This window comes from Bifidobacterium pluvialisilvae (assembly GCF_019331695.1).
GTDB classification, from domain to species: Bacteria; Actinomycetota; Actinomycetes; order Actinomycetales; family Bifidobacteriaceae; genus Galliscardovia; species Galliscardovia pluvialisilvae.
In genome coordinates, this window is record NZ_JAHBBI010000002.1 from 49,386 (window position 1) to 62,188 (window position 12,803).

Annotated in this window: 11 protein-coding genes; 8 read left to right on the forward strand and 3 right to left on the reverse strand. The window is 53.8% G+C overall.

The window, feature by feature from the left end:
* Positions 1 to 111: 111 nt before the first annotated feature.
* Together KIH77_RS01690 and KIH77_RS01695 are read right to left on the reverse strand one after the other, a co-directional pair.
* Positions 112 to 1,029 carry a hypothetical protein gene (locus KIH77_RS01690; RefSeq protein ID WP_219099368.1) on the reverse strand — a complete coding sequence of 306 codons (918 nt, stop codon included), beginning with the start codon at positions 1,027 to 1,029 and terminating at the stop codon, positions 112 to 114.
* Between the two features lie 10 nt (positions 1,030 to 1,039).
* Positions 1,040 to 2,056 carry a glycosyltransferase gene (locus tag KIH77_RS01695; RefSeq protein WP_219099369.1) on the reverse strand — a complete coding sequence of 339 codons (1,017 nt, stop codon included), beginning with the start codon at positions 2,054 to 2,056 and terminating at the stop codon, positions 1,040 to 1,042.
* 126 nt (positions 2,057 to 2,182) lie between these two features.
* On the opposite strand from KIH77_RS01695, the gene rfbA reads away from it, so the two are divergent.
* The 8 genes from rfbA (at position 2,183) to KIH77_RS01735 (ending at position 11,668) form a co-directional block, all read left to right on the forward strand.
* A complete protein-coding gene (rfbA, locus tag KIH77_RS01700; RefSeq protein WP_219099370.1) occupies positions 2,183 to 3,091 on the forward strand; it encodes a glucose-1-phosphate thymidylyltransferase RfbA in 909 nt (302 codons plus the stop codon).
* A 45-nt stretch (positions 3,092 to 3,136) separates the two neighbouring features.
* The gene (locus tag KIH77_RS01705; RefSeq protein ID WP_219099371.1) at positions 3,137 to 6,316 is read left to right on the forward strand and encodes a rhamnan synthesis F family protein; all 3,180 of its coding nucleotides are present in this window, start codon (positions 3,137 to 3,139) and stop codon (positions 6,314 to 6,316) included.
* Between the two features lie 18 nt (positions 6,317 to 6,334).
* A complete protein-coding gene (locus KIH77_RS01710; protein ID WP_219099372.1) occupies positions 6,335 to 7,183 on the forward strand; it encodes an ABC transporter permease in 849 nt (282 codons plus the stop codon).
* Positions 7,183 to 8,463, forward strand: a complete 1,281-nt coding sequence (locus tag KIH77_RS01715; protein WP_219099373.1) for an ABC transporter ATP-binding protein — start codon at positions 7,183 to 7,185, stop codon at positions 8,461 to 8,463. The genes KIH77_RS01710 and KIH77_RS01715 overlap by 1 nt, the downstream gene beginning before the upstream one ends.
* Before the next feature lie 602 nt (positions 8,464 to 9,065).
* Entirely contained in the window at positions 9,066 to 9,899 is an 834-nt protein-coding gene (locus tag KIH77_RS10590; RefSeq protein ID WP_219099374.1) for a hypothetical protein, read from the forward strand.
* Positions 9,886 to 10,104, forward strand: coding sequence for a hypothetical protein (locus KIH77_RS10610; RefSeq protein WP_219099556.1), 219 nt, complete (start codon positions 9,886 to 9,888; stop codon positions 10,102 to 10,104). Before KIH77_RS10590 ends, KIH77_RS10610 begins: the two co-directional genes overlap by 14 nt.
* Positions 10,101 to 10,574, forward strand: a complete 474-nt coding sequence (locus KIH77_RS01730) for a hypothetical protein (RefSeq protein ID WP_219099375.1) — start codon at positions 10,101 to 10,103, stop codon at positions 10,572 to 10,574. Before KIH77_RS10610 ends, KIH77_RS01730 begins: the two co-directional genes overlap by 4 nt.
* Before the next feature lie 35 nt (positions 10,575 to 10,609).
* On the forward strand, positions 10,610 to 11,668 hold the full coding sequence (locus KIH77_RS01735) for a C40 family peptidase (RefSeq protein WP_219099376.1): 1,059 nt from the start codon (positions 10,610 to 10,612) through the stop codon (positions 11,666 to 11,668).
* Between the two features lie 74 nt (positions 11,669 to 11,742).
* Here KIH77_RS01735 and KIH77_RS01740 read toward each other — a convergent pair whose 3' ends face one another.
* Positions 11,743 to 12,768: a glycosyltransferase family 2 protein gene (locus KIH77_RS01740; protein ID WP_219099377.1), complete on the reverse strand. Its 1,026-nt coding sequence runs from the start codon at positions 12,766 to 12,768 to the stop codon at positions 11,743 to 11,745.
* Positions 12,769 to 12,803: the final 35 nt, after the last annotated feature.

Below are 12,803 nucleotides of genomic sequence, written 5' to 3' on the forward strand. Positions count from 1 at the left end.
TCAGCTCTTGATGTTGCGCTATGCAGAGGAAATAAGCTATTCATAAAATCTGGCGGTCTTTCTGAAATTGTGACAGAAAAGGCCGCCACGTTGCTTCCATTAGCGTATCCATCAATTATGGATGAGCTTAATCAGCTTCTCTTCCAAGTTATATCGCTTCAGTAACTCACCAAGTATTTTACTGTTGAGCCCTCTGCCTACGTTGTCATAAACTAAAGCAGTTTTTTGTGAGCCAGCAATTTCGTAGCAGGGGAAGGACTCTTGCGTTAAAACAGTGGGAATGCCGTTCTTTATCTCCATGACTTTTAACCACAGATCATCTGCTTTAATTGCTAGGTCACGGATATTTTTGGTGTCGAATGTTTCTTTTGGTAGTAAGTGGGGAGGGTAAAGAACGCCTCCCACGCCTGTTGCAAGATATTGGTATCCAGCTACAGGACGATTATCTACGATATCTTTTTCCCATTGGTTATACGGCAGAATGTGTTGATTCTCAATCGTGATTCGGTGTCCTCGTGTTGCATGAACCGCGTTTGGCTGAAGTTTGTAACTCTTATAGAGATTTTCGATAAGAGTGTGTGGATAGATGACGTCGTCATCTACAGTAACGACAATGTCATCGGGAAAATCCTGCATGGCATAAAAATATTTTTTATGCGCCAACAAGTCTTCGCCGCACCAGCGGATTTCAAGCCCGCGTTTTCTTAAGGGTTCATATTCATCCGGCAAATGTTTGCCGGGGAATTGGGATTCTGCCAGATAAAGTACGAGTTTATCCGGTTTGACCGTTTGCTTGAGCATGCAGTCGGCAACCAGATAGGCGCTATCAATACGTGCTGGGTAAGTGGTGAAGGACACGATAATTCGATTGGGCCTATGTCCTTCGTATAGTCCAGATTCTTCTGGCTGCTTCAGAAAATCGCGTTGTGCTGCTGCGTTGGCTTTTTTAGCAGCGGCGAGCATTTTATGATTCTTCAGATTTCGTCCAAAACGGAAAACAGAATCAGGAATAATCTCAGTGATGTTCATGTATTAATCCTTATTCGTGCTCGCCGGACAGGGCAGTGCTGTTACCGGGCAGACCGGTGGGGTCGCCGGTGTAGCCGCCGAACTCGTCCTGCTGGGCCCAGATCTTCTGATAGGGGAGCGAGTACTGGATTTCTTTGGTGCGCTCCAACTCGTCCTCGACCAGACGGCGTTGGATGCGCTGTACCTCGGAGATGATCTGCAGCGCGAAGCACAGGGCGCCGAGCATGAGCAGCGCCACGCCAAGCATCAGCGACTGCAGATGTCCCTCGGTCATGCCCATCGCCGCCAGTACGAGGAATCGGACGATCGGAATCAGACCGGCGATGGCGAAGATGATGCCCGCCCACTTGAAGATGACGTTCGACTTGAACATCAGGAAGCTGCGGATGATGGCACCGCCCGACTTCGCCATGTGTTCGAAGATATTGCTGAACAGTCGCGACTCGCGCGTCTTCGGGTTCGTGGTGATGGCGTACGACGTGATGGCGATGCGCTTGTTGCCCGCCTGGATGATCGTCTCCATGCAGTAGCTGAACTCGGTGACGATGTTCAGCTTGATGAGCGCCGACTTCGAGTATGCGCGGAAGCCGCTGGCGGCGTCCGGGATGTGCGTGCCCGCGGCCTTGTTCACCACCCAGGAGCCGAAATGCTGCATACGCTTCTTGAACCAGCTGAACTCCTTGATCTTGCCGGTCTGGCGGTCACCGACCACGATATCCGCCTCATGACGTACGACCGGCTGCACCAGGTCGGCGATCGACGCGCTCGGATACTGGTTGTCGCCGTCCGTGTTCACCACGATGTCGGCGCCGTGCTTCAACGCATAGTCCACGCCGTCGCGGAACGCGCGGGCCAGGCCCATCGGCTTCGCATGATGCACCACATGCTGCACACCGAGACTGCGTGCCACCTCGACGGTCTTGTCGGTGCAGCCGTCGTCGATGATCAGCAGCTGGATGTCATCGATGCCGGGAATCTCCTTCGGCATGTCCTTCAACACGAGAGGAAGGGTCTTTTCCTCGTTCAAGCATGGAATTTGTATGAAGAGACGCATCGTCTAGCCGCTCCCTATATAGGCTGGTCAGTAGGATAAAGTTCGGTAACTAAGGATATCGTAATAGATACCGCATACGGCAAGCGAAAGAGGATACGTATGAAAGGCATTATTCTTGCAGGCGGTTCGGGTACGAGGCTGTACCCCCTGACCACGGTCACGTCGAAGCAGCTGCTTCCCGTCTACGACAAGCCGATGGTCTACTACCCGCTGTCGGTGCTGATGATGGCCGGAATTCGCGACATCCTCATCATCTCCACCCCCAAGGATCTGCCGAACTTCGAACGACTGCTCGGCGACGGCTCGCACTACGGCGTGAACCTCAGTTACAAGGTGCAGCCGTCCCCCGACGGCCTCGCCCAGGCGTTCATCCTCGGTGAGGAGTTCATCGGCGGCGAACCGTGCGCGCTCGTGCTCGGCGACAACATCTTCTATGGCAACGGCCTCGGCCGCACGCTGCGCGGCGCCGTCAAGGCCGCGGAGAACGGCGAGGGTTCCACCGTGTTCGGCTACTACGTGGACGATCCCGAACGCTACGGCGTCGTCGAGTTCGACGAGAACAAGAAGGCCATCTCCATCGAGGAGAAGCCGGCCCACCCCGCCTCCAACTATGCCGTCACCGGACTGTACTTCTACGACGAGCGCGTGACCGAATTCGCCAAGAAGGTCAAGCCGTCGGCCCGCGGCGAGCTGGAGATCACCGACCTCAACAAGATGTACCTTGAGGACGGCACCCTCAACGTCCGCACGCTCGGCCGCGGCTACGCATGGCTCGACACCGGCACCATGGACTCGCTGTACGAGGCCGGCGAATTCGTGCGCACCATCCAGCGTGCGCAGGGACTGCCGATCGCCGTCGTGGAGGAGATCGCCTACCAGAACGGATGGATCACCGAGGAGACCCTCATGGAATCCGCCACCAAGTACGGCAAGAGCCCCTACGGCAAGCATCTCAAGGACGTTGCCGAAGGCCGCATCGTCGTCAAGAAGACCGAATACGAAGACTGATTTCGTTCACCAATAGTGCCAAGTAGAGCGGAAAATACGGGAACCATGTCTTTTTTCTCCATAGTCATCCCCGCCTATAACGTTGCGCCGTACATCGAACAGTGCATCAACAGCGTGATTCACCAGTCATTCACCGATTTTGAAATCATCGCGGTCAATGATGCCAGCACCGATGACACGGCGCAAATCCTGTCAGCGATGGCGAAGCAGGATTCCCGTATTCACGTCATCAACAAGCCGGTTAATGGTGGAAGGCATGCCGCACGGCGTTCGGGCATAGTGGCATCTACTGGTAATTGGATTTTGTTTCTTGATGGGGATGACGAATTCGCCGAAAATGCCCTAGTGAATATTAATAGGTCTATTGGTGCTAGCGGTAACGCCGATATCGTTCGTTACGGGCTTTCTATCGCACAGGAAGACAGCATTGACCCACTGTTTTCGAACGATATGGAGAAAAAATACAATCGTAGTAAAGCGCCGTTGTACGGCGATGAGATTCTTTATGCGATGTTCTCCGACCGTTACGAAGAGAGAATTCTATGGACTTGTGTCTGTGCTGCTGTAAAGCGCTCTGTTGCCGTGACAGCGTTCGCGCAGATGACAACTAATAGATTGGAGCGGCTGGAAGATGCCTATGAGGCATTTGTTATTTCCGCTTGTGCCAAATCCATGGTGTTTGATGTTTCCACTCCGGCATTAATTTATCATTGGGGTCGTGGAGTTACTGGTACTCAGCGTCAGCGGATAGAGTATTTCATCAAAACTGCGTATGCGACCAGACAGGTTATGGTTGCGTTCGGAAATTACGCCGAGAGTCATGCTTCCCCTGCGGTGCAGGAATGCTACGAATGGTTGGCGCAGGAGATTCCGCAGCATGTATCCACCGAAATGGTGATGCGCGTCAGTGAATACGACGAGGAATCGGCCGCATTGGCGTTCGCTAGGGCGTGGGGAACCGATGTCGTACTCCGTGAGCTTGCACGTCTCATCAGAGATCGCGCACGGCACCTACTTGACAACGGTATTCTGCCGAGTGATGGTGACGAGCTTTGGCGGCTGCAAGGTATCTTCGGCATGATTGACGTCGGTGTGCGGTACAGGACCATCGTCCCCATGAACACAGCAGGATTTAGGCAATTGAAGGAGGAGGCGAACTCTTTGGTGAACAGGGTTCAGCATAAGCTCATACAACGCGGAGATCCCGCCAAAGGCTCAGCAACGGCACAGGTGATTGATTCCGACAACGCGAAGCGTCTGGCGATCTACTGTTTCTATGACAGGAACGGACATGCCGCGTCATTCATCGACTACTTCCTGCGCGATCTTATGTACACCGTCACCGATCTGGTCGTGGTCGTCAATGGGCAGCTTGATGGCGAATCTCGCAAACTGTTCGAGAAATACACCAATCGCATCATCATCCGCGAAAACAAGGGCCTTGACGCCGCCGCATACAAGCAGGTGATGCTCACCCTCGGATGGAAGAAGCTTGAGGAATACGACGAAGTACTGTGCCTGAACGACACCGTGCTCGGACCTGTCTACCCATTCGAGGAGATGTTCCGGAAGATGGACCGTCGTGCCGTGGACTTCTGGGGTATCACCGCCTACCACGAGGAAACCGTCAACGACGAATTCATCCCCACCCACTTGCAGGCTTACTGGCACGCATACCGTCGATCGCTGGTCTCTTCGCAGGCATTCCATGAATACTGGGAGAACCTGCCGCTGTGGGAAAGCTACGCGGACGTGACCCACAAGCATGAAATTCCCTTCACGGCATACTTCGTCGAACGCGGCTTCTCGTGGTGCGCATACGTCGATCAGGAAGAATACAAGGACATCTCTCCTTACCCCTTGCTGTACGTACCCAAGCAGCTCATCGAGCGCGATCGCTGTCCCGTGTTCAAGCGTCGTTCGTTCTTCGTCGACTATGACGTGTACTTCGACCAGACAGCCGGCCAGCCGGCACTGGACTTGTACGACTACCTCAAGGATCACACCACTTTCGATGTGAACCTCATCTGGGATGCGATTCTTCAGTCGTACAATATCGAAGACATTCGCAAGAACATGCACTTGGATTATGTGCTGCCGTTGCATACGCTAAACCCGCGGGAGAACGAGCGTCCGTCCTCCGCGTTCATCTACCATATCTACTTCCTCGACCTGCTCGACGACACCTACCGGTATCTTGCCGAAGTCCCCGAACAGACCGACCTGTACATCACCACGACCGCCGACAAGATCGACACCATCCGCGAATATCTGACCAAGCGTGGCATGACCCGTCACGTGGAATTCATCGCGGTGAAGAACCGCGGGCGCGATGTCTCTGCCCTGCTCGTCGCCGCCAAGGACGTGGTTCTCAATGGAAAATACGAGGTCGTCGGATTCGCCCACGACAAGAAGTCCAGCCAGAATCAGGAAAGCGGGCACCACGGCACCGAAACCCAGGGATTCGCATATAAACTGATGGAGAACACCCTCGGTTCCAGGGACTACGTGGAGAACATCCTCACGTTGTTTGCAAACAACCCCCGCCTTGGCCTAGCTTGCCCTCCGCCGCCGTATCACGCACTGTACTTCGCTCACACCATTCCGACCGATTGGGGCCCGAACTTCAAGAACACGAAGGATCTCATCGAAAAGCGCCTGAAGTTGCGGGTACCGCTCGACGAAAGCAAAGCGACGATGTCGGCCATGGGCTCATGCTACTGGTTCCGCGTGGACGCCCTTCGGCCGCTCTTCGCATGGGGATGGCACTATGAGGACTTCCTGCCCGAAGGCCAGATGGGCGGAGACGGCTCGATTTCCCACGCCATCGAACGCGCCAACGGCTACATCGCGCAGTCACAGGGATACTACCCGGCATGGGTGATGTCGGACCGATATGCCCGCATAGAGGTCGATTCCCTGCTGTACACGACCAACGCGATGCTGAAGGCTCTGGGACCATTCCGCCACGGCGAGACTCTGTTGGCGAATTGCGAGTCGCTACGCGGCAATCTGCGCACGGGCTTCCTGGACAGGGCGCATCGTGTGATTCGCCGTCGCGCCCACCTTGGGTTGAAGTGGACGGCGCATCATTTCGTCGCCCCGCTACCCAAGCCGATTCGAGACGTCGTCTACACCGCGGGCTGGGCCCCCATCAACATCTTCCGCCATACGCGTGACTCCCTGCAGCAGCGGCTGCGTGGAAAGCGTTCCGACGAGCAGTGATAGGATAAGGTTTTCGTGATGAACGGTTTGAAAAAAATTCAGGAGCGATACCACTATTCATGGGTGGTCCTGAAAGAGCTGGTGAAAACTGATTTCCAGCTGCGATACCAAGGGTCGTTCCTTGGCATCGCATGGTCGGTACTGAAGCCGCTGATGCTTTTCTGCGTGATGTACGTGGTGTTTGCCAAATTCCTGAAGTTCACGGATGGTACGCCCACCTTCCCGTTGGTGCTGCTGCTCGGCATCAGCCTGTGGAACTTCTTTGCGGAAGCCACCACCATGGGACTTAACGGCATCACCGGCCGAGGCGACCTGTTGCGTAAGATCAACTTCCCCAAATACATCGTGGTGGTCTCAGCCACCATCGGATCGCTCATCGGTCTCGCCATCAACATGGCCGTGGTACTGATTTTCTGTATATTTGCGCGGGTGCATTTCACTTGGCGTGTACTGCTGCTGCCACTGAACTTTGTCGAGTTCTATCTTCTGGCCTTGGGAACGGCACTTATCCTCGCTACACTGAACGTGTATTTCCGAGACATCCAGCACATTTGGGAAGTCCTTATGCAGATGTTCTTCTATGCGACGCCTATCATTTACCCGCTGAGCATGATCATCGACCGTTTCGGCCCGGCTCACGTGGCTGAGGCCCAACTCATCATCAAGGTGATGCTGCTCAGCCCTCCAGCACAGATCATCCAGGATATCCGCCACAATCTCATCGCCCCGGACACCACACCCATCACATGGACCGCGTACAACCATTGGTGGATTGCGCTGTTTCCCGTTGCGTTGACCCTGATGCTGCTATGGATTGGCGTGCATATTTTCCGTAAGTACAGCCGAAAGTTCGCGGAGGTGCTCTAATGGTCGAAAACAATATGCAGGGCAACGCCAAGCACGATGTCGCCGCCGACGATGTTGTGCTGCGTGTCGAACACGTAGCCAAAATGTTCCGTCTGCCGACCGAACAGGCGTCGGGGCTCAAGCAGGCGCTTATCAATTGGACCCGTGGCATCAAAGGCTATCGTGAGCAGCAGGTGCTGCGAGACATCACTTTCGACGTGCATCGCGGAGACTTCTTCGGCATTGTCGGGCGCAACGGTTCCGGCAAATCAACGCTGCTGAAGCTGATTTCCGGCATCTACGTGCCGGAAAAAGGAGTCATCGATGTTGAAGGCAAGCTGGTCCCGTTCATTGAACTGGGTGTCGGTTTCAATCCGGAGCTCACCGGACGCGAGAATGTCTTTCTTAACGGCGCACTCTTGGGTTTTACCCACGAGGAAATCGAGGACATGTACGACGATATCGTCGAATTTGCCGAGCTCGAAGACTTCATGGACCAGAAGCTGAAGAACTACTCTTCCGGTATGCAGGTACGTCTTGCCTTCTCCGTGGCCATCAAGGCGCAGGGCGATATCCTCGTACTCGACGAGGTGCTCGCTGTCGGCGACGAGGCGTTCCAGCGCAAGTGCGACAACTTCTTCACCCAGATTAAAAAGGACCCCAGCAAGACGGTGATTCTCGTCACCCACAGCATGGATTCGGTGAAGAAGTACTGCAACAAAGCCATTCTCATCAAGGACGGCGAAATCGTCATTAACGGCGATAAGGACGAAGTCGCCAACCGATACACGTTGGAGAACTTCAAAAGCGAGTCGTCGAAGAAAGACAAGAAGGACGATAAGAAGAAATCGGAATATCCGACTGGGTTGAGCGAGCATATTCCGTTCCTGAAGGTCAAGCCCAGCGTGCCTCTCGTCGAGGATATCTCTAAGCCGTTCCGGTTCGACGTAGAATACGAAATCACCGATACGGACCTTGACGAATGCTACATGGCCATGTCGTTGCTCGATCTCAAACGCGGCGGCATCACCTACGACCCGGGTGCCAAAGCATTCACCGTGCCCGTCGGCAAAGGCCGGAAGGTGGCGCATTTCGAGATGCCAGTGTCGATTTTCAACGACGGCGATTTCCGCATTTTCGTTGCATTGCGCAAGCAGGATCCGGACAATCCCGATGAAACCACGATGATTGGTTTCACCAATGACGAGAATGCCGGGCTGTTCTCCATCCGTGTCGATCACGAGCATGGGTACGCGTTGCTCAACGACTCGGTTATGCATATTACGCAGATTACGGAGTAGGCCCGCTTTAGCGGAGTCCGGTATGGCACGCATGTGCTCCGTCTCATAGTGAGATGTTTGTACACATGTTCCGTCTACACTGATACACGAACGCGGCGTCGACTCTCAGGTTTCCTCGACACATTTCCTGAGTCGGCGTCGTGTTTTTCTTTCTGTCCCGCAAATCGCCTTAAATTGTCAAGAGGACGGGGGTATCATTCTCGTTGAGAACGAATGAGAAACGAGGAAAGGGCCATTGACAGATGGTGTATAGACGCACTATTGCTCGGTTGACAATAGGCTTGGCCGCTATAATGCTTTTAGCTCCTGTAGCCTTAGCAGAACATACTACTGCTTGGGCGGAAGAAACACAGGAAAAGACAGCCTCCACTATTAATTCGCCCACGGGAGCCTCTACTTCAGATAGCGAAGAAACACCTTTTCCTGATAAGGGTGCCAAGGCCGATGAATCCGCTTCTACTGATAATTAGGCGGCGGAATCGTCCAAGGACAATTCGTCTGATTCGACTTCGGAATCGACGGAGGACGATAAAGAAAAGTCTGCTGATGAATCTTCGTCAAATACCCATGGGACGAATACGCAGAGTTCGTGGACAGATATCGTGGGATTCAACAATGCATATACGAAGTATGCGAGTGGGCTGACCGGTCGTCTTGCATCCGTGTGCGGTAGTGCGACGGGATGCAAGGTCGCGGGCTTGAAGGACAACGGCATTATTTCTGTCCAGTCCGGATATCAAGGTACGTATTCAGCGGATGCTGCAGGTGGAATCATCACAACGTCCTCTGATACTACTCCTCAGACCGCTACTGTATACAAATTCACAGTACGTCCAAATCACACTGGCAAGTTTTCCATTCGTAATGCGGGCACTGTGAGCGGAACCCGCCCTTCCTTTATCATCGCGGCACGTGGTGAGTTTGGAAATAATGGAGCTCAGTCCGATTATGCATATGCCGGCTATCTTGGTGACCAGAAAAACGGTGCCAGATTTGCTTCTGCAGGTGATTTTTCTTCATGGCTGAACAGCTCTTCGCATGGTGATTACTTCCTCGGTAACAAGTCAACGACATTGTGTGCTGTCGGTCGATGCCAGGGCGGCGCCAATTCCGAAGGCAATTGGGTGTATTTTAACAACGGCACGAAGAATACCATTACGGTTGCCGTTGTGTTGACTGCACATGGGGCCGGGATTGTTGCAAAATTGACGGTAAAATACACTGAGCTGAATAATGCAGATGCCGTGCCTGTTTATCGTCTTTACCATCGAGGCGTTGGCCGACATTTTTATACGTCAAGTCGGAATGAGTATATTACTCTTCAGCGCAGAGGCTGGAAGAATGAAGGAATCGCATTCAAAGCGACAAAAACTGGAGTTCCTGTATACCGACTATATTTAGGGGGGAACTCGTCGTTTACATATGTATACTCCTGATAAGTATGAGTATGATGTTCTGAAAAAACGTGGTTGGCGCGGAGAAGGCATTGCATTCCGCTATGCTTCTGACGGACTTAAGGATGTCTATCGCTTATACAATCCTTCCAGCAAAGAGCATCTCTACTCTTCGTATAATGAATATCGAACTCTTGGCTTGAGAACTCAGTGGCAGCAAGAGCATGTTGCTTGGAGCTCCTTATGATGGAACAGCGAGCTGAGCACAAGAGCAAACATGTGAAGGGTACCCCACTTCATTGGATTCTTGTAGCGATTATTGTTCTCGTGATTATCGTCGGAACTGTTGTCTGGAAAAGCACCCCCTATATTCAGGAGAAACGTGCTGAAGCAGCGGCTCCGGCCTTAGTGTCGAAGGTCAATACTGAATGCAACCCGGATGTCGCGTTCAGCGAAACGGCCTACGACAAGGAGGTCATGGTTACGGAGGATGGCGGCAAATCCATGACGTTGCTCTCTGGTAAGGACTCCTCGAAAAAGACATTGGACTGCATGCTCGCCAAGTATGGTATGCCCGATGATTTGAAGCAAAGAATCCTTGGAGCCAAAATGGATGACGGGCTGAAAACCGAACGATGGAACGGCATGGACGTCACTTGGATCTACAACGACAACACGGGTCTGCAAGTTACGCTTGAGACCCTGAACAGCAAATAAGAGAACAGAATTCGAGTATCGTATAAGGAATTCACATGCGTCTACAGTGGTTTTACAAGCAAACGAAACGACGGATTTCGGCGTTTGTTATATTCGCCGTTTCTCTCGCTCTGCTCATTCCTATGGGGCTCATCGGCACGGTTTCAGCAGCGGCGGCTGGCGTCACCGTCGGTAATGGTGTTACCGCGGCTGCGACCGGTTGGCAGAAGATTGGCGGCGATTGGTTCTACCTTGATCAGGGCGTGCCACTGAAGGGTGACCAGAATATTGGTGGTGCCACCTATTACTTCACCACGGATACAGGTGTTCGCTATTCCGGTTGGCGCAAGCTTTCCAACGGTCGGTATGTGTATTACGACGCCAATGGTAAGAAGCGTTCCGGAGCCGAAGTGAGGATTGGCAGTGCCTATTATTATTTTGAGCCTAAGACAGGGTACCGCCATTCCGGGTGGGCTCGTCTTGGCGATCAAGTGTACAAGGCGTATGACGGTAAAACCGGTAAACGTTTGCAATCCAGTACTCATATGATTAATGGGTGTCGTTATTGGTTCGATGCAAATGGTGCCACCGATAAATATGGCTGGCAGAATCCTCCGCAGTACTTCCAGGTGAGTCACCGTTCGGTGACGTTCAAGAACCGTCCGGCGCCATGGAACTATGCGACTCCCTCCCGCATTCGTGTGGATGCGAGTCGTAATCAGGCTATCGAGCAGACAATTCGTCGTGCATACCAATATATGGGATCTCGTTATGTGTGGGATTACGCGTTGTCGCCTGGACAAGGTGTCGATTGTGCCGGTCTGGTCATGCAATCGTTGTATGCGACAGGCATGAATCTCGATGGTTACAATCCATACAACCATTGGTATGACCCATATCACAGCCATGACGCCAACAATATGGCAGCGGACAAGCGCTTCCGCAAAGTTGGCCTCAACGAACGTAAGCGTGGCGACCTCATTTTCTACACGGGCCACGTTGCAATCTACCTTGGCAATAACCAAGTGATTGAGGCGTATCCGCCTCGCGTTCGTGTTGCGAATATCTTCGATGGCGGACGCATGCCGACGGCTATTGGCCGACCGTTCGTCTGATAGATAACCGGAATTAGAATGGCGGGTCGCGGAGACTTTCTGCGACCCGCCATTATCGTGTGAACGACGATTCCCTACTTCATCGCCTTCACCTTGCGGTCGTAGATGTGCTTTTCGAAGAGACGAATCTTCTGCAGCGTGGCGCAGCATAGACGCTGAATGGGGGAGAGGGCGGCCAACAGCTCGCGCATCTCAGCTTGGTCGCTTTCGTATTGTCGTTGACTTTCGGGGGCTTCAAAGTCCGGGGCAGTACGTTCTTCCGCCACGGAGCCGACCAGCGTGTAATAACTGCGGGCCGGTGTCACGCCCTCATTGAGCGCGTGACGGAAGTTGGCGATGCCGGCGGCCGCGTTGTCGTGGTAGAAACCAAAACTGCGTTCGGCATGGGTGACGGAACCGGACGACTGCAGCCAGTAGTAGAGGACTTCATCCACGTCGACGACCTTGTCCATACGGGAGTAGAGTTCGCCGGCTACCATCACGTCCTGCGCATACATCCCTTCAGGGAACCTGATGCCGTCCCACAGTTCGCGACGGTATAGGCGGCACCAGTTGGCCTCGTTGAAGTAGCGAGCCTCGGTATGGCGGCCGAGTGCGCTGCCGATCAGGCGCAGCGACTTGCAGAACACGGTCTGATAGGCGAGCAGAGGATTGCGGAACACAGTCGTCGTTTCCGGCGGCTCGGCGCCGACGGCGGCCTGCGCCACCGTGTCGGCAATCTGCGAGACGCCGACCTGCTGCCAGCGGGCCTTGCTCATCGCCGCGCCAGTGGACTCCAACGCGTGCAGCAGCAGTTCGATGTTGCATCGGTCGAGAATGTCGTCGTTGTCGGCGAATGCGATGTATGCGCCGGTCGCGGCGTCCAATCCCGCGTTCTGCGCCTTGGCGATGCCGCCGTTCTCCTGATGGATTACGCGCACTCGCGAATCGCGCGCTGCGTATTCGTCGCAGATCGTCCCCGAGGAATCCTCCGCGCCGTCGTCCACCAGAATGATCTCCAGATTCCGGTATGACTGACCGACGATGGAATCCAGACAGTACCGCAGATACTTCTCCGCGTTGTACACCGGCACGATGATGCTCACGAGTTCATTCGACATGGGAATCAGTCTAGCGGGGATGCGTCATACGACGT

Excerpts from the sequence above, each read along its gene's own strand:
- KIH77_RS01730 (WP_219099375.1), top strand. The coding sequence starts at position 10,101 with ATGATGGAACAGCGAGCTGAGCACAAGAGCAAACATGTGAAGGGTACC.
- KIH77_RS01740 (WP_219099377.1), bottom strand. The coding sequence starts at position 12,768 with ATGTCGAATGAACTCGTGAGCATCATCGTGCCGGTGTACAACGCGGAG.
- KIH77_RS01710 (WP_219099372.1), top strand. The coding sequence starts at position 6,335 with ATGAACGGTTTGAAAAAAATTCAGGAGCGATACCACTATTCATGGGTG.
- KIH77_RS10610 (WP_219099556.1), top strand. The coding sequence starts at position 9,886 with ATGTATACTCCTGATAAGTATGAGTATGATGTTCTGAAAAAACGTGGT.
- rfbA (WP_219099370.1), top strand. The coding sequence starts at position 2,183 with ATGAAAGGCATTATTCTTGCAGGCGGTTCGGGTACGAGGCTGTACCCC.
- KIH77_RS01690 (WP_219099368.1), bottom strand. The coding sequence starts at position 1,029 with ATGAACATCACTGAGATTATTCCTGATTCTGTTTTCCGTTTTGGACGA.
- KIH77_RS01705 (WP_219099371.1), top strand. The coding sequence starts at position 3,137 with ATGTCTTTTTTCTCCATAGTCATCCCCGCCTATAACGTTGCGCCGTAC.
- KIH77_RS01715 (WP_219099373.1), top strand. The coding sequence starts at position 7,183 with ATGGTCGAAAACAATATGCAGGGCAACGCCAAGCACGATGTCGCCGCC.
- KIH77_RS01735 (WP_219099376.1), top strand. The coding sequence starts at position 10,610 with ATGCGTCTACAGTGGTTTTACAAGCAAACGAAACGACGGATTTCGGCG.